Below are 15,706 nucleotides of genomic sequence, written 5' to 3' on the forward strand. Positions count from 1 at the left end.
CTTGAGGTCAAGCATTCGCCCAGCTAGGAAGAAAAAATGAGCGACAGGTGACGAAGAACAGCCACGACTCCCTCACTATCGGCGAGGTCGCGCGCCGTTCGGGCGCCACCGTCGCGACCATACGCTTCTACGAGTCGAAGGGTCTGGTGCACTCGGGCCGCACGGTGGGCGGCACGCGCGTCTTCGCGCGACATGCGCTCCGCCGCGTCTCGATGGTGCGTCTCGGCGTGCAGCTCGGGATCCCGCTCGCCGACATCGCGACGGCGTTCGAGTCGCTGCCGGTCGACCGTGCGCCGAGCCGCGAGCAGTGGCAGACGATCTCGTCGGCGTGGAACGCCCAGGTCGAGGAGCGGATCCGCACGCTCGCCGCGATGCGCGCCAAGCTCACGGACTGCATCGGCTGCGGGTGTCTCTCGCTCGGCACGTGCTCGCTCCTCAACCCCGACGACGCGCTCGGCGACGAGGGGCCGGGGCCGCAGCGGGTGCTGAGGGTGTGAGGCGGAGCGCCGAGCGGGCTTCCCGATCCTGCGCCCGTCTGCCACTATGTAAGTATGTCAGAACATGAGCGGCGCGTTGTCGACGACGGCGAGATCACCTTCCGCACGCGCAAGTGGGTGCGGCCCGAAGACCTCAACGCCAACGGCTCGCTGTTCGGCGGCAGCCTGCTGCGCTGGATCGACGAGGAGGCGGCGATCTACGCGATCCTCCAGCTCGGCAACGGCTACGTCGTCACCAAATACATCTCCGAGATCAACTTCGTCTCGAGCGCGCGGCAGGGCGACCTGGTCGAGATGGGGCTGCGGGCCACGCACTTCGGCCGCACGTCGCTCACGATGCGGGCCGAGGTGCGCAACATGGTGACGCGGCAGTCGATCCTGACCATCGACAAGATGGTCTTCGTGAACCTGGCGGCCGACGGCACGCCCCTGCCCCACGGCTACACGAGCATCACCTACGACCGCGACCGCCTGCCCGACGGCGCCGCCGACGCGACGGTCCGCTAGCCGGGCGCAGGATCAGACACCCGCTCGCCTCAGGCGTGCTCGACGTGCTCGTGCTGCTCGTGCGACTCGGGCTCGAGCTGGAACGTCGAGTGCTCGATGGGCACGCTGAAGTGCTCGAGCACGCACGACTGGAGATCGTCGAGGATCCGCGGCGCGTGGCCGTCCTCGAAGCAGCCCTGCGACACCACGACGTGCGCCGAGATGACGGGCAGGCCGGTGGCGATCTGCGAGGCGTGCAGGTCGTGGACGGCGCGGACGTGCGGCAGCTCGAGCATGTGCCGACGGACGTCGTCGAGGTCGAGGCCGCGCGGCGTCGACTCGAGCAGCACGCTCGTCGTCTCGCGGAGCAGCAGGACCGTGCGCGGGACGATCAGCATCGAGATCACCATGCCGGCGAGGGCGTCGGCCGGCGCCCACCCGGTCGTCGCGATGACGATCGCGGAGACGATCACCGCCACCGAGCCGAGGGCGTCGTTGACGACCTCCAGGAAGGCGGCCCGGAGGTTCATCGTCGACGAGCGCGCCGAGGCCAGCACCGCGATCGACGCCAGGTTGCCCGCGAGCCCGATGACGCCGAAGACGAGGAGTGACCCGGAAGGGATCGACGGCGGCGCGAAGAGCCGCTGCACGCCCTCGACGAAGGCGTAGATGCCGACGGCCAGGAGCACGGCGGACTGCCCGAGCGCGGCGAGCACCTCGGCCCGGCGCCAGCCCCACGTGCGCGACGACGTCGCCGGACGCAGGATCAGCCGCGCGGCGATCAGCGCCACTGTGAGCCCGCCCACGTCGGTCAGCATGTGGCCGGCGTCGACGAGAAGCGAGAGACTGTCGGTCAGGATCGCGCCGACCACCTCGGCCACCAGGATCACCGACGTGATCGCCAGCGCCACTCCGAGTCGCCCGGGACTCGACGACGGGCCGCCGTGATCGTGCGCCATGTCGGCCTCCTCTCGCCTCGCCCAGCGGATGCGTGTCCGGATGCGCCTCGCCCGGATCGTTCGCGCATGAAGAGTACCGCCCACGGCCGACGGGGCGTCGGGCGAGGCGGTGCCTGTGGACAACCCGGCTACTGCGCCTCGTGCACCACGTCGAGCACCTGTCGCAGCGCCACGGCGTCGACCTGGCCGGGCGCGCTCGCGGCTCCGGCGGACCCGAAGGTGAGGCAGGATCCGAAGGTCTCCCCGGCGAGACGCGACACGACCCCCAGAGGCCCCATCGCCATCGTGATCGCCGGGCGGACGCCCTTCGTGGCGACGTACTCCGCCGTCGCGGTCAGCAGCGTGAGGACGTCGCGGGGGGACTCGGGCATGACGGCGATCTTCACGACGTCGGCGCCGAGATCCTGCTGCAGGAGCAGCCGGGCGACGATCTGCTCCTCGTGAGGCGTGTGCTCGAAGTCGTGCGACGACATGACGACGGCGCAGCCGAGCTCGTGGGCACCGTTGACGATGCGCTCGAGCGGCCCCAGCTCGGTGAACATCTCGACGTCGATCGCGTCGACGGCTTCGTTGCCGGCGGCGAGCAGGAGCAGGCCGACGTACCGGTCGGGGTCGATGTCGCGCTGCCCGCCCTCGGGCTTCGACCGGAACGTGAAGAGCAGCGGGGTCTCGTCGGGAAGGGCGCCCCGGACGACGTCGATCGCCGCCTCGACCTCGGAGTCGTCGTCGACGTCGTCGAAGAAGTCGATGCGCAGCTCGACGACGTCGACGACGTCGAAGGGCAGGGCGGCCGCGGCGGCGGCGAGGTCGTCGACCGTGGCGGCGACGAGGGGGACGCAGATCTTCGGCCGACCCTCGCCGAGGACTGTGCCGCGGAGACGGACGGGGTGCGGAGAGTCGGTCACGCCTCGACCCTAATCGACCGGGAGGCCCACGGAATCGCGGAGGGCGCGGCGGATCGCGGGCTCGTCGGGCAGTTCGCGATCCTGCGCCCGACCGGTGAAGAGCCGGATCTGGCCGATCGCCTGCTCGACCAGCATGTCGAGGCCGCTGACGGCGCTGCCGCCGCGGGCCTCCCAGGCGCGGGCGAGCGGGCTGGGCCACGGGTCGTAGGCGACGTCGAGGAGGACCGACGTCGGTTTCTCCGGAATCAGGTCGGGCACGGCCACACCGCCGGGGAGCGTGCTGATGACGAAGTCGTGGATTCCGGAATCGCCGACGGCAGCCAGCGGCTCGACGGTCAGAGCAACGCCCAGCACGCCGGCCAGGGCCGCCACGTCGCCGCCCCGGCTCGTGTCGCGGAGGTGGAGCGTCGCCGACGTCGCGCCGAGCGCGGCCGCCGCGGCGAGAGCCGACGCCGCGGTCGCCCCGCCGCCCAGGATCGTCGCGTGCGACGGCGACACGTCGTGCAGCGAGCGGATCGCGCGCACGATGCCGTCGACGTCGGTGTTGTGGCCCGCGAGTCGGCGGACGCCCGTCTCGGAGGTCTCGAACACGAGCGTGTTCGCGACTCCGAGCCGCTCGGCGAGCGGCGACACCTCGTCGAGGAGGGGCATGACCTCGCGCTTGAGCGGCATGGTGAGGCTGAGGCCGCCCCAGTCGGCGTCGAGGCCGTCGACGAACGCGGCGAGCTCGCCCGAGCGCACCTCGGCGCGGACGTAGTCGGCGTCGAAGCCGAGGATCCGGTAGGCGGTTTCGTGGAGGACGGGCGAGAGCGAGTGCTCGATCGGCGATCCGAGGACGGCGAAGTGGCGCACCCCGCGAGCCTATCGAAGCGGGGCCCGGGCACTCACCCGCGCAGCGCGGCCGCGATCCGCCGCACGGCCAGCCGCGACTCGGGCAGCGCGCCGACCGCGGGGAAGACGTGGAAGCCGCCGCGAGTGACCCGCAGCTCGACCGGGGAGCCGGCCGCGTGCATCCTGCGGGCCAGTTCGACCGCGTCGGGGTGGAGGAGGTCGTGGTCGCCCTGCACGACGAGGGTCGGCGGCAGCCCGCCGAGGTCGCCGTGGAGGGGGCTCACGAGGGGGTCGCGCACGTCGAGGTCGCCGGCCCAGAGGCGACCGGCCTCGCGCAGGCCGTCGGGCGCGAGCAGCGGGTCGAGTGCGGCGACCTCGGCGATCTGCGCCGGCGGCAGCGTGACGTCGAGCCACGGCGCGATGAGCACGAGGCCGCGGGGGAGCGGGCGCCCGGTGTCGCGGTAGCGCTGCGCCTGCCCGAGGGCGAGGCCGCCGCCGGCCGAGTCACCGCCGAGGAACACGCGCGGGTGCTCCGCCGTGGCCGCGTCGTAGACGGCGTCGAGCAGGCGGTAGGCGTCGGTCGCCGTGTGCTCCGGAGCCAGGCCGTAGAGCGGCACGTCGACGCTCACGCGGGCGGCAGCGACGATCCGCGCCAGAAGCCCCCAGTGCAGCCCGCGCAGCGGGAACGTGTAGCAGCCGCCGTGCGTGTAGATCAGGTGGGCGCCGCTCGGCCGCTTCGGCGTCAGCGTCACGACCCGGAAGCCCTCGACGCTCCGCTCCGCCACAGTGGCCACCCGCCGCACCGCGTCGGTGACCGGCGCCTCGCCCTTCCGCGACCGGATCGCCTGGTGCAGCGAGAGCGCCGACTCCGTCGAGCGGGGCAGCAGGGGCAGGAGCCGGCGCACGGCCTCCAGAGGGAGCGACATGCGCCGAGGCTATGCCCGCTCACCCGAACCCGCCGGTGCGCGACATTAGGTTTTTCCGACCTTAAGGCATAGTGTCTCATCAACCTTAAGTCGTCGAGCGAGAGGAGCACGCCGATGGAGCAGCCGAAGCTGGCCGTCTCGACCGTGATCTTCTCCCTCCTGCCCTCCGAGACCACGGGCCGCATGGCCCTCCACCTGCCCCTGGTGCGCAGGATCCGAGAGCCCCACCGCGGCAGGTGGGCCCTGCCCGGCGGCCCCCTCGCCCCCGACGAGGACCTCCCCGACGCCGCCCGCCGGCACCTCCACGACACGACCGCGCTCTCGCCGACGTACCTCGAGCAGCTCTACGCGTTCGGGGCTCCGGCGCGAGGCGGCGAGGAACGCGTCGTCTCGATCGTGTACTGGGCTCTGGTGTCGCAGGAGTCGGCGTCTGGGCGGCCGGCGGGAGCCGATCCTGCCGCCCTGTCGTCGGCCGCCGCCGCACTCGTGTCGGGCGACCCCAACGTGTGCTGGTTCGACGCCGACGACCTGCCGCCGCTGGCCTTCGACCACCGCACGATCGTCGACTACGCGCTGTGGCGCCTCCGCACGAAGATCGAGTACTCACGGATCGCCCACGCCTTCGTCGGCGACACGTTCACGCTCACGCAGCTGCGCGAGGTGCACGAGGCCGTGCTGGGGCGGGCCCTCGACCCGGCGAACTTCCGCCGGATGATCGAGGCGAGCGACTCCGTGATCCCCACCGGCGAGCACCTGCTCGGCACGAAGCACCGGCCGCCGAAGCTCTACCGCTACAACTCGGCCGTCGACCTCGCCGACACGAATCCGCTGCGCGGGTGAACTCAGGCCCCTCGAGCCACCCGGCACCGCGCCTGCGCGACCCCGCACCGCCACGACCACGAGAGAACCCATGACCAGCGTCGACACCACCATCCGCCGCATCACGAACGGCCAGGCTCCGGGAGAGGTCTGCACCGTCGACCTCCGCGAGGCCCCGTGGGAGTTCGACACGGGCGTGCCGAGCTACGGGCCCGGCTCGTCGATGTTCGACGTGGTGCCGCCCGGGTCGCCGCTGCAGGGCGAGATCTCCGTCGAGTACCGCACGGCGACCCCCGACGAGCTCGACCGCCGCATCCGCGCCGCCCGCGAGACCCTCGGCGACCGCGTCCTGATGCTCGGCCACTTCTACCAGCGCGACGAGGTCGTGCAGTACGCCGACTACGTCGGCGACTCGTTCCAGCTCGCGGTCAAGGCGAAGGCGTCGCCCGAGGCCGAGGCGATCGTCTTCTGCGGTGTGCACTTCATGGCCGAGACCGCCGACCTGCTGACGCGGCCGGAGCAGGCCGTGATCCTGCCGAACCTCGCCGCCGGCTGCTCGATGGCCGACATGGCCGACATCGACAGCGTCGAGGCCGCGTGGGCGCAGCTGTCGGAGGTGTACGGAGACATGGACGCGGTCGACGAGACCGGCCGCGTCCCCGTGATCCCCGTCACCTACATGAACTCCGCCGCCGACCTCAAGGGCTTCTGCGGGCGCCACGGCGGGATCGTCTGCACCTCGTCGAACGCGACGACGGTGCTCGAGTGGGCCTTCGCGCGCGGCCGCCGCGTCCTCTTCTTCCCCGACCAGCACCTGGGCCGCAACACGGCGAAGGCGATGGGGGTGCCGCTCGAGCGGATGCCGCTGTGGAACCCGCGGAAGCCGTTCGGCGGCGTCGACCGCGAGGTGCTCGACGACGCTCGCGTGATCCTGTGGAACGGGTTCTGCTCGGTGCACAAGCGCTTCACCGTGGGCCAGATCGAGTCAGCCAGGGCGCAGTACCCCGACGTCCACGTGATCGTGCACCCGGAGTGCCCGATGCCGGTCGTCGACGCCGCCGACTCATACGGCTCGACCGACTTCATCGTGAAGGCGATCGAGGCGGCGCCCGCAGGATCGACCTTCGCCATCGGCACCGAGATCAACCTGGTCCAGAGACTCGCCCAGCAGTACCCGCAGCACACGATCTTCTGCCTCGACTCGGTCGTGTGCCCCTGCTCGACGATGTACCGGATCCACCCGGGCTACATCGCGTGGGCCCTGGAGGCGCTCGTCGGGTCGGCGCAGCGCCCGTCGGAGGTGCTGAACCGCATCACGGTGCCGGCCCACGTCGCCGAGCCCGCCCGGCTGGCGCTCGAGCGGATGCTCGCCGCCAAGCCCGGGCCGGTGTCGGTGTGAGCGGCGCCGCCGGCACGGCTGCGGCCGGGGCTGCCTCTGCCGGGCGCGCTCCGCGGGCCTCGCGCCGCGCGGTCGTCATCGTCGGCTCGGGCCTCGGCGGGCTGACCGCCGCCCTGCGCGCCCACGCTCTCGGCCACGAGGTCACCCTCGTCAGCAAGGGCGACCTCGACGAGAGCAACTCGCGCTGGGCCCAGGGCGGAATCGCCGCCGCGGTCTTCGACGACGACTCGGTCGACCTGCACGTCGGCGACACGATGGTCGCGGGCGCCGGGCTGTCGGTGCTCGACGCCGTCCGGGTGCTCTGCGGCGACGGTGCGTCGAGGATTCAGGATCTCGTGCGCTGGGGCGTCGAGTTCGACCGGGTCGGCGCATCGGACTCCGGAGTCGCCGACGCGGCCGGCCACGTGGAGCCCGCCTGGGCTCGCGGCCTCGAGGCGGCGCACAGTCGCGCGCGAGTGCTGCACGCCGGCGGCGACGCCACGGGGGCCGCGATCGTGCGTGCGCTCGCGGGGAGCGTGGAGGCGGCAGGCATTCGGATCCTGCCCCACACCCTGGTCACCGACCTGCTGCTCGCGGCCGACGACCCGCGGCGCGTCGTGGGCGTCTCGCTGCTCGGAGACGGCGACGGTGACGCGACCGAGCTGCGCGCCGACGCCGTCGTGCTCGCCTCGGGCGGCGCCGGGCAGCTGTTCGAGTTCACGACGAACCCGGCCGTGGCGACGGGCGACGGGCTCGCGGCGGCGTGGCGGGCCGGGGCGACGGTCGGCGGTCTCGAGTTCTTCCAGTTCCACCCCACGGCGCTCGCGGTGCCCGGGTCGTTCCTCGTCTCCGAGGCCGTCCGCGGCGAGGGAGCCGTGCTGCTCGACTCCGCCGGGCGGAGGTTCATGCCCGCCGTCGACCGCCGTGCCGAGCTCGCGCCCCGCGACGTCGTCGCGCGCGGCATCTTCGACCTCATGCAGCGGCAAGCGGGCCTCCCGGCGCTCCTCGACGCCACAGGCATCGGGGCGCAGGAGCTCGCGGCTCGCTTCCCCACCATCACCAAGGCGACGCTCCGAGCCGGCTTCGACTGGACGCGCGAGGCGATCCCGGTGACTCCCGCGGCGCACTACTTCATGGGCGGCGTCGCCACGGACCTCGACGGGCGAACGTCGCTCGAGGGCCTCTACGCCGTCGGCGAGGTCGCCAGCACGGGCGTGCACGGCGCGAACCGGCTGGCGTCGAACTCGCTGCTCGAGGCTCTCGTCTTCGGCTGGCGCGCGGCCGACGCGATCGAGTCCGACACGACCGGCTCGTGGATGCTCGACGACGCGTCGACGCTCGATGCCGTTCGGCCTCCCTCCGGCGCGCCGCTGGGAGTCGCCGACCGCGGTGAGCTGCAGCGGCTGATGTGGCGAGCGGCGGGTGTGAAGCGCGATGGCGCGACGCTGGCCGCGGCCGCCGAGACGCTGGCCGGCTGGGCCGGCGACGGTGCCGGAGTCGAGGACCGCGACGAGACGCCCGCCCGGAGCAGCGCCCCCGACATCGCCGCATCCGCACGCGCCGCCGCCCGCGAACGTGTCGAGACCGCGAACCTCCTCGACGTCGCCCGCCTCGTCGTCGACTCGGCGCTCGCCCGCGAGGAGTCGCGCGGCGCCCACTTCCGCACCGACTTCCCCGAGACCTCCAGTGATCCGGCGCAGCCCTCCACGCTCGCCCGAAAGGTGTTCGACCATGCTGACCGATGACGCCATCACCGCGGTCGTCCGCGCCGCCCTCCGCGAGGACGCGCCGTGGGGCGACGTCACGAGCGAGGCGCTGATCCCCGCCGACGCGAGCGCGACGGCGAGCGTCGTCGCCCGCGAGCCGGGCGTGCTCTCGGGCACCCGCGTGCTCGTCGCCACGGCCCGCGAGGTCGACCCGCTGATCGAGGTGACCCTGCGAGCCGAGGACGGCGACGCGTTCGCCGCCGGGCAGACCCTCGCGGTGCTGCGCGGTTCTGCCCGTGGGATCCTGCGCGCCGAGCGCGTGGCCCTCAACCTCCTCCAGCGCCTGTCGGGGATCGCCACGCTGACCTCCCGCTACGTCGCCGAGACCGCGGGAACCGGGGCCCAGATCGTCGACACGCGCAAGACCACCCCCGGCCTGCGCGCGCTTGAGCGCGATGCCGTGCTGGCCGGCGGCGGCCGCAACCACCGGTTCTCGCTGAGCGACGCCGTGCTCGTGAAGGACAACCACCTCGCGATCCTGCTGGCCCAGGGCCTCAGCGTGACCGAGGCTCTGCTGGCCATGAAGGCCACGCTGTCGCACACGACCCACGTCGAGGTCGAGGTCGACCGCCTCGACCAGATCGATGCGGTGCTCGCCGCCGGCGTCGACACGATCATGCTCGACAACTTCTCGCCCGACGACCTCGTCGCCGGCGTCGCGCGCGTGAACGGCCGCGCGCTGGTCGAGGCGAGCGGCGGGGTGAACCTCGACACGGTCCGCAGGATCGCCGAGAGCGGCGTCGACCTCATCTCCGTCGGGGCCCTCACGCACTCGGTGCGCGCACTCGACCTCGGGCTCGACATCGCCATCGACGTGAACGCCGGCCGCGCCCCCGCGGGCTTCGCGGCCGTCTAGCCCCTCGACGCATGCTGTACCTCGACGCCGCCGCCACGTCGCCCGTCCGCCGCGAGGCGCTCGAGGCGATGTGGCCCTACCTGACCGGCGACTTCGGCAACCCGTCGAGCCGCCACACCGTGGGGGAGTCCGCAGCGCGCGGGCTCGCCCGGGCGAGGGCGCAGGTGGCGGAGTTCCTCGGCTGCCGGCCAGCCGAGGTCGTCTTCACCGCGGGAGGCACCGAGGCCGACAACCTCGCCGTCAAGGGCATCGCCCTGGGGCAGCCGCGCGGCAGGCACGTGGTGACGACGGCGATCGAGCACGAGGCCGTGCTCGAGTCGGTCGATCAGCTGCGGCGGCTCCACGGGTTCGAGGTCTCGTTCGTGCCGCTCACGCCCGAGGGCCTCGTGACCCCTGCCGCCCTGGAGTCGGTGCTGCGAGCCGACACGACGCTGGTCTCGATCGCCCACGCGAACAACGAGATCGGCACGGTGCAGGATCTGGCGGCACTCTCGGCGGTGACCTCCTCGGCCGGCGTGCCCCTGCACACCGACGCCGTCCAGTCGGCGGGGGTGCTCTCGGTCGACGTCTCCGGAATCGGGGTGCAGGCGCTCTCGCTGTCGGGCCACAAGCTGGGGGCGCCGAAGGGGATCGGCGCCGTCTTCCTGAGTTCCCGGCTGGCCGTCGAGCCCGTGCTGAGCGGCGGCGGGCAGGAGCGCGGCCGACGGTCGGGCACCGAGAACGTCGCGGGCGCCGTCGCCCTCGGGGCGGCTGTCGAGCTGCTCGGCCGGGAGCGGGCCGCCGAAGCTCCCGGAGCCGAGGCGCCCGACGCCGCCTCGCGCCCCCGCGACGCTCTCATCGACGGCGTGCTGTCGGCGATACCGGAATCCGCGCTGACCGGCTCCCGCACCTCACGCCTTCCGCGGCACGCCTCGTTCGTGTTTTCGGGAGTAAGCGGCGAGTCCGTCCTCCTCGAGCTCGAGCGCCGCGGGGTCGTCTCGTCGAGCGGCTCCGCCTGCGCGGCGGGGAGGGACGAGCCCTCCCACGTCCTCACCGCGCTCGGGCTGGAGCCCGACCTCGCGGGCACGGCGGTCCGCTTCAGCTGGGGCGCCGACGTGAGCGGCGAGCAGCTCCACGGGGTCGTGGGGCTGCTCGCCGAGTCGGTGGCGGCGGTGCGGGGCATCGCCGTCTGACCTGTTACGCCGCGACAGGCTCCCGCACGTCCGCCGCCGTGGGCGCCGCCGCGCCGGCCTCGGCCTCGGCCGCCGTGATCGTCCCGGCCCGGCGCACGAAGCGCTTCAGCCCGACGAGCACGAAGGCCGACACGACGGTCCCGGCGAGGATCGCCACGATCCACATGAGCAGGTTGCCGATCGCGAAGAAGACGAAGATGCCGCCGTGCGGGGCCTGCGAGGTGACGTGCGCGCCCATCGAGATCGCGCCGGTGACGGCGCCGCCGACCATCGAGGCGGGGATCACGCGCAGCGGGTCGGCCGCGGCGAACGGGATCGCGCCCTCCGAGATGAACGACGCTCCGAGCAGCCAGGCGGCCGCGCCGTTGTTCCGCTCCACCTGGGTGAAGCCCTTCCGGTAGAGCACCGTCGACGCGAAGGCCATCGCCAGGGGCGGCACCATGCCGGCGCCCATCACGGCGGCCATGATCTCGAGGGGTGCCGGGTGTGCCGCGGATCCTGCGGACAGACCGGCCACCGCGAACGCGTAGGCGACCTTGTTGACCGGGCCGCCGAGGTCGAAGCACATCATGAGGCCGAGGATGATGCCGAGCACGATGGCGCCGGAGCCTGTGAGCGAGTTCAGCCACAGCGACAGCTCTTTGGTGAGCCAGGCGATCGGGCCGCCGAGCACGAGCAGGAGCAGGCCGGACGCCACGATCGAGGCGAACAGCGGGATGATCACGACGGGCATGAGGCCGCGGACGAAGCGGGGCACCTGGATCCTGCCGATGGCGTAGGCGATCGCACCGGCGAGGAGGCCGCCGACCAGGCCGCCGAGAAAGCCGGCGCCGAGGAAGACGGCGACCGATCCGGCGACGAAGCCGGGCGCGATGCCGGGCCGGTCGGCAATGGCGTAGGCGATGAAGCCCGCCAGCGCCGGCACGAGGAACCCGAGCGACAGCCCACCGATCTCGAACGCCGCGGCGCCGAGGTACCAGTGGAGGCCCTGTGGCGGCAGGTGCAGGAGGTTGTAGTTCGTGAGCGCGTACACGGCGTTGTTGACCGTGTTGCCCGCCGCCGTCTTGGCGATGTTGTCGCCCGCGAGGAGGAATCCGAGGGCGATCAGGAGGCCGCCGCCCGCGACGAACGGGATCATGTACGACACGCCGGTGAGCAGCCAGGTCTTGAGCGACGAGCCGAAGCCGCGGCGCCCGGCCTGCATGGCCGGGCCGGTCGCGACGCCGGCGGCGCTGCCCGAGACACGTGCCGCGCGGGGGTCGCGGGCGGCGACGAGCGCCTCCTCGACCATGCGGTCGGGCTCGTCCACTCCGCGCTTGACCGGGCCCTGGACGACCGGCTTGCCGGCGAACCGCGCCTTGTCGCGGACGTCGACGTCGACGGCGAAGATGACGGCGTCGGCGGCGGCGATGACGGCAGGATCCAGCGGCGTCACCTGGCCCGACCCCTGAGTCTCGATCTGCAGGTCGGCGCCCGCCCGGGTCGCCGCGGCCACGAGGGCGTCCGCCGCCATGTAGGTGTGCGCGATGCCGGTGGGGCACGCCGTGACGCCGACGAGTCGGATGCGGTCGGCGGAGGCCGCGGGGCCGCCGGTCGCGGCGGCGGCAGCCGTCGGCGCCGCCGTGCCGGTCACGCCGCGGGCCGCGTCGACCTCGCCGCCGACCTCGGAGTCGACGAGCGCGACGATGTCGGCCGGCGTCGCGGCGGCCCGCAGGGCCGCGGTGAAGTCGTCGCGGATGAGCGCGCGGGCGAGGGTCGAGAGCACCGTCATGTGGTCGCCGTCGGCGCCCTCGGGCACCGCGATCATGAAGACGATGTCGGCGTCGCCGTCGGGGGCGCCGAACGGCACCTTCCGGGCGAGGCGCGAGAACGAGAGGGTCGGCTCGGTGACCGAGGCGGAGCGGGCGTGAGGGATCGCGATGCCGCCGGGCACGCCCGTGCCGACGGAGGCCTCGCGGGCGATGGCGTCGGCCGCGAGCGAGTCCGCCGATCCTGCGCGACCGGCTGCGGCCACGCGCGCCGCGAGGGCGTGGATGACGTCGGACGACGTGCCGCCCAGGTCTTCGTCGAGACCGACGAGGTCGGTGCTGATGAGGGTGGACATGGGGTGAGCTCCTTTGCTGCGGGGGAGGTGTGAGGTGTGCGGGGAGGGTCAGGACGCCGTCTCGCGCTGCACGGCGACGACGTCGATCAGCTCGGGGTGGGTCTGGTCGAGGGTGGGCACGACGCTGCCGGGCAGCGACGCGGCCGCCGCGCCGGAGGCGACGGCCTGGGCGAGGCGACGGGGCGGGGTGGCCCCGGCGGTCTCGGCGAGGAGGTAGCCGGCGAGCGACGAGTCGCCTGCGCCGACGGTCGAGAGGGCTTCGATGCGGGGCGCCGCGGCGAACCACGCGCCGGCGCCGTCGCCCTCGACGAGCACGGCCCCGTGCGCGCCGAGCGTCAGCAGTACCGTGCCGACGCCACGGGACTGCAGGAGCCGAGCCCCCGCCACCGCGGCGGAGCGATCGGCCTCGTAGACGGCCGGGTCGCCCCCGACGATCTCGGCGAGCTCCTCGGCGTTCGGCTTGACGAGGTCGACGCGCAGCCCCGAGTCGATCAGGGCGCGGAACGGCGCGCCCGACGAGTCGACGGCGATGCGCGGGGCCTGGTCGCCGCAGACGAGGCGGACGGCCTGCACGATCCCGGCGAGGAAGTCGTCCGGCAGCCCCGGCGGAAGCGATCCGGCGAGCACCAGCCAGTCGGCCGAGCGGGCGTGCTCGACGACGAGGTCGAGCAGGGCGATCGCGTGCTTTCCGAGGTCGGGCCCGGGCTCGTTGATCTTGGTGGTGGTGCCGTCGGGCTCGGTCACGGTGACGTTGGCGCGCAGGCGGCCCTCGATGGGCAGCGAGACCGTGCTCACGCCTCGGGCCCGCAGACCGGCCAGCACGGGGTCGTCGAGACCGCCGGGCAAGATCGCGACCGTGTCGGCTCCTGCGGCCGCCAGCGCCCGTGAGACGTTCACGCCCTTCCCGCCGGGCTCGTCGGTGGTGCGGATCGACCGCTGCACCGCGCCGCGCACCAGGGGCGACGACAGCTCGATCGTACGGTCGAGGGAGGGGTTCGGGGTGACGGTGATGATCACGCGACGATCACCTCCACGTCCGACTCGGCGAGGGCTCCGGCGAGGTCGGCGGGCGGGGCCGTGTCGGTGACGAGCGTATCGACCTCGTCGAGGCGGGCGAAGCGGGTGAGCGCCTCGGCGCCGTGCTTGGTCTGGTCGGCGAGGGCCACGACGCGTCGGGCGGCGCGGACGTAGGCGGTCTTCACGGCGCCCTCGAGCTCGTCGGGCGTGGAGAGGCCGAAGCCGGCCGAGATGCCGTTGGTGCCGACGAAGGCGATGTCGGGGCGGAGGGCCGAGATCTGCTCGACCGTGGCGGTGCCGACGGCGGCGCTGGTGAGTCCGCGCACCCGGCCGCCGAGCAGACGGAGGTCGATGTGCGGGCTGTGCTGCAGCGTCGCCGCGATCGGCACGGCGTTCGTGATGACGGTGAGAAGGCGGCCGGGCTCGGCGGGCTCCCACGAGGCGAGGTGCACGGCGACGGCTGCTGTGGTGGTGCCGGCGTCGAGCGCGACGGACCCGGCGAAAGTGGGCGGCACGAGCCTCGCGGCCGCCAACGCGATCGCGGCCTTGCCGGGGGTGTGCTGCGCCTGCCGCTCGTCGAAGCTCGACTCCGAGACGCTCGAGTGACCCGCGGCGACGGCACCGCCGTGGACCCGCTGCAGCACCCCGGCCTGCTCGAGGGCGTCGAGGTCGCGGCGGATCGTCTCGGTCGTGACGTCGAACCGCGAGGCCAGGTCGGCGACGACGACGCGCCCTTCGTCGCGGAGGAGCTCGGTGATCGAGTCGTGTCGCTCCAGTGCGTACATCCGGTGACCTCCGCGTCGCCTGCTCGTGTGGTTCTCGTTGCGTTTCACGAGACGATAGGCCTCTTTCACAACTAAAGCAAGATGAACACAGAAAGAACCACATGTGTCGATCGGGTCGCAGGATCCCCACGTACGCTCGCCCCATGCCTCCCGCCGACGATCGCTTCACCGGCCGCATCGCCGGCGTGGGCACGCGGCTGGCCGGCTCCGGCGCCCCTGACCGAGCCGACGGCGCACCCGGACCCCGGTTCGTCGTCGGCATGTGGGCGGAGTCGCCGCTCGGACGGTTCTGCGACGTGATGGTCGAGACCCCGGCGGGCCGTCGGATCCTGCTGGCGCCTCGCGACGACGTGGCGGACTACGTGTCGGGCACCTACACGTTCGACGAGGTCCGCGTGATGCCGGTCTCGTGGCGGAAGATCGACGGCGGCCTCGGCGTGACGGCCGGCGACGTGCTCGACCTGAGGCTCGGCATCGGCGCGATCACGCCGCTCGGGATGCTGCTGCGAGCGGTGCCCCGACCACTCGCGACGTCGCCGGCGTGGCTGACCGCGATCGACCCGGTGGCACGACTGCTCGTCCCAGGCGCGGCGACAGCCGGCTCGGCCGGGGGAGGCCGCCGCGAGTTCTACGGCGTCACGCTCGCGCGCCGCATCACCTCGTTGACCGGCACCGTCGTGCTCACGCACGGCACAGCGGCGCAGGAGCTGACGGGGCCGGCGCCCCTGGCACCTCCCGTGCGGTTCGGCTTCGCGTCGGCTCCTGCGGCCCCCACGCTCGTCGACGTGACGACCACCATCCGCACCCCGCGCGCTCGACCGGAGTAGACACGGCGCATGAGCGTGCGCTGGTACAGCATCGTGATCGACACCCCGGACCCCCTCGGGCTCGCGACGTGGTGGAGCAAGACCCTCGGCTGGCCGGTGATCTACGAGGGCGACGGCGAGGCGGTCGTGTCGGAGTCCGAGACGCACGAGCCGGGGCTCTGCTTCGTGAAGGTCGACGACCCGAAGACGGTCAAGAATCGGCTCCATATCGACCTGGCGTCGTGGCCCGACGACGATCAGGAGGCCGAGGTGCAGAGGCTCCTCGACCGCGGGGCGACCCGCGTCGACGTCGGGCAGGGCGACGTGAGCTGGGTGGTGCTCGCCGACCCCGAGGGCAACGAGTTCTGCGTGCTCACGCCCCGCGACGTCTGAGCGCGT

16 protein-coding genes are annotated in these 15,706 nt (G+C 73.1%); 9 read left to right on the plus strand and 7 right to left on the minus strand.

The window, feature by feature from the left end:
* The first annotated feature begins 47 nt into the window (after positions 1-47).
* Both soxR and C8E83_RS18905 read left to right on the plus strand, forming a co-directional pair.
* On the plus strand, positions 48-497 hold the full coding sequence (gene soxR, locus C8E83_RS18900; RefSeq protein WP_121371611.1) for a redox-sensitive transcriptional activator SoxR: 450 nt from the start codon (positions 48-50) through the stop codon (positions 495-497).
* Positions 498-551: 54 nt separating this feature from the next.
* The gene (locus C8E83_RS18905; protein ID WP_121371612.1) at positions 552-1,004 is read left to right on the plus strand and encodes an acyl-CoA thioesterase; all 453 of its coding nucleotides are present in this window, start codon (positions 552-554) and stop codon (positions 1,002-1,004) included.
* A gap of 29 nt (positions 1,005-1,033) precedes the next feature.
* Here the strand turns inward: C8E83_RS18905 and C8E83_RS18910 are convergent, their stop codons facing one another.
* The 4 genes from C8E83_RS18910 to C8E83_RS18925 form a co-directional block, all read right to left on the minus strand.
* Entirely contained in the window at positions 1,034-1,942 is a 909-nt protein-coding gene (locus tag C8E83_RS18910; protein WP_121371613.1) for a cation diffusion facilitator family transporter, read from the minus strand.
* A gap of 128 nt (positions 1,943-2,070) precedes the next feature.
* The gene (aroD, locus tag C8E83_RS18915; protein WP_121371614.1) at positions 2,071-2,847 is read right to left on the minus strand and encodes a type I 3-dehydroquinate dehydratase; all 777 of its coding nucleotides are present in this window, start codon (positions 2,845-2,847) and stop codon (positions 2,071-2,073) included.
* A gap of 9 nt (positions 2,848-2,856) precedes the next feature.
* Positions 2,857-3,699: a shikimate dehydrogenase gene (locus C8E83_RS18920; protein ID WP_121371615.1), complete on the minus strand. Its 843-nt coding sequence runs from the start codon at positions 3,697-3,699 to the stop codon at positions 2,857-2,859.
* A 32-nt stretch (positions 3,700-3,731) separates the two neighbouring features.
* Entirely contained in the window at positions 3,732-4,604 is an 873-nt protein-coding gene (locus C8E83_RS18925) for an alpha/beta hydrolase (RefSeq protein ID WP_121371616.1), read from the minus strand.
* Between the two features lie 114 nt (positions 4,605-4,718).
* On the opposite strand from C8E83_RS18925, the gene C8E83_RS18930 reads away from it, so the two are divergent.
* The 5 genes from C8E83_RS18930 (at position 4,719) to C8E83_RS18950 (ending at position 10,595) form a co-directional block, all read left to right on the plus strand.
* Positions 4,719-5,444 carry an NUDIX hydrolase gene (locus C8E83_RS18930; protein ID WP_121371617.1) on the plus strand — a complete coding sequence of 242 codons (726 nt, stop codon included), beginning with the start codon at positions 4,719-4,721 and terminating at the stop codon, positions 5,442-5,444.
* Between the two features lie 70 nt (positions 5,445-5,514).
* The gene (gene nadA / locus C8E83_RS18935) at positions 5,515-6,822 is read left to right on the plus strand and encodes a quinolinate synthase NadA (RefSeq protein WP_121371618.1); all 1,308 of its coding nucleotides are present in this window, start codon (positions 5,515-5,517) and stop codon (positions 6,820-6,822) included.
* Positions 6,823-6,899: 77 nt separating this feature from the next.
* Positions 6,900-8,546: an L-aspartate oxidase gene (nadB, locus tag C8E83_RS18940; protein ID WP_245982016.1), complete on the plus strand. Its 1,647-nt coding sequence runs from the start codon at positions 6,900-6,902 to the stop codon at positions 8,544-8,546.
* Positions 8,533-9,423: a carboxylating nicotinate-nucleotide diphosphorylase gene (gene nadC, locus C8E83_RS18945; RefSeq protein WP_121371620.1), complete on the plus strand. Its 891-nt coding sequence runs from the start codon at positions 8,533-8,535 to the stop codon at positions 9,421-9,423. Before nadB ends, nadC begins: the two co-directional genes overlap by 14 nt.
* Positions 9,424-9,434: 11 nt before the next feature.
* Entirely contained in the window at positions 9,435-10,595 is a 1,161-nt protein-coding gene (locus C8E83_RS18950) for a cysteine desulfurase family protein (protein WP_121371621.1), read from the plus strand.
* 4 nt (positions 10,596-10,599) lie between these two features.
* Here the strand turns inward: C8E83_RS18950 and C8E83_RS18955 are convergent, their stop codons facing one another.
* The 3 genes from C8E83_RS18955 to C8E83_RS18965 are packed head-to-tail and all read right to left on the minus strand — an operon-like array spanning position 10,600 to position 14,501.
* Positions 10,600-12,699 carry a PTS fructose transporter subunit IIABC gene (locus C8E83_RS18955; RefSeq protein ID WP_121371622.1) on the minus strand — a complete coding sequence of 700 codons (2,100 nt, stop codon included), beginning with the start codon at positions 12,697-12,699 and terminating at the stop codon, positions 10,600-10,602.
* 48 nt (positions 12,700-12,747) lie between these two features.
* A complete protein-coding gene (locus C8E83_RS18960) occupies positions 12,748-13,716 on the minus strand; it encodes a 1-phosphofructokinase family hexose kinase (RefSeq protein ID WP_121371623.1) in 969 nt (322 codons plus the stop codon).
* Positions 13,713-14,501, minus strand: coding sequence for a DeoR/GlpR family DNA-binding transcription regulator (locus tag C8E83_RS18965; protein ID WP_121371624.1), 789 nt, complete (start codon positions 14,499-14,501; stop codon positions 13,713-13,715). Before C8E83_RS18965 ends, C8E83_RS18960 begins: the two co-directional genes overlap by 4 nt.
* A gap of 143 nt (positions 14,502-14,644) precedes the next feature.
* Between C8E83_RS18965 and C8E83_RS18970 the strand changes: the two genes are divergently transcribed.
* Positions 14,645-15,328, plus strand: a complete 684-nt coding sequence (locus C8E83_RS18970) for a hypothetical protein (protein ID WP_245981836.1) — start codon at positions 14,645-14,647, stop codon at positions 15,326-15,328.
* 9 nt (positions 15,329-15,337) lie between these two features.
* Positions 15,338-15,700 carry a VOC family protein gene (locus C8E83_RS18975; RefSeq protein WP_121371625.1) on the plus strand — a complete coding sequence of 121 codons (363 nt, stop codon included), beginning with the start codon at positions 15,338-15,340 and terminating at the stop codon, positions 15,698-15,700.
* Positions 15,701-15,706 lie beyond the last annotated feature (6 nt).

Origin of the sequence: Frondihabitans australicus (assembly GCF_003634555.1) — a bacterium.
Lineage (GTDB): Bacteria > Actinomycetota > Actinomycetes > Actinomycetales > Microbacteriaceae > Frondihabitans > Frondihabitans australicus.

Bases quoted from the DNA above. Each gene is read 5' to 3' on its own strand.
- nadC (WP_121371620.1), top strand. From the start codon at position 8,533: ATGCTGACCGATGACGCCATCACCGCGGTCGTCCGCGCCGCCCTCCGC.
- C8E83_RS18975 (WP_121371625.1), top strand. From the start codon at position 15,338: ATGAGCGTGCGCTGGTACAGCATCGTGATCGACACCCCGGACCCCCTC.
- C8E83_RS18970 (WP_245981836.1), top strand. From the start codon at position 14,645: ATGCCTCCCGCCGACGATCGCTTCACCGGCCGCATCGCCGGCGTGGGC.
- C8E83_RS18950 (WP_121371621.1), top strand. From the start codon at position 9,435: ATGCTGTACCTCGACGCCGCCGCCACGTCGCCCGTCCGCCGCGAGGCG.
- nadA (WP_121371618.1), top strand. From the start codon at position 5,515: ATGACCAGCGTCGACACCACCATCCGCCGCATCACGAACGGCCAGGCT.
- C8E83_RS18930 (WP_121371617.1), top strand. From the start codon at position 4,719: ATGGAGCAGCCGAAGCTGGCCGTCTCGACCGTGATCTTCTCCCTCCTG.
- C8E83_RS18955 (WP_121371622.1), bottom strand. From the start codon at position 12,699: ATGTCCACCCTCATCAGCACCGACCTCGTCGGTCTCGACGAAGACCTG.
- C8E83_RS18910 (WP_121371613.1), bottom strand. From the start codon at position 1,942: ATGGCGCACGATCACGGCGGCCCGTCGTCGAGTCCCGGGCGACTCGGA.
- C8E83_RS18905 (WP_121371612.1), top strand. From the start codon at position 552: ATGTCAGAACATGAGCGGCGCGTTGTCGACGACGGCGAGATCACCTTC.
- C8E83_RS18965 (WP_121371624.1), bottom strand. From the start codon at position 14,501: ATGTACGCACTGGAGCGACACGACTCGATCACCGAGCTCCTCCGCGAC.
- C8E83_RS18925 (WP_121371616.1), bottom strand. From the start codon at position 4,604: ATGTCGCTCCCTCTGGAGGCCGTGCGCCGGCTCCTGCCCCTGCTGCCC.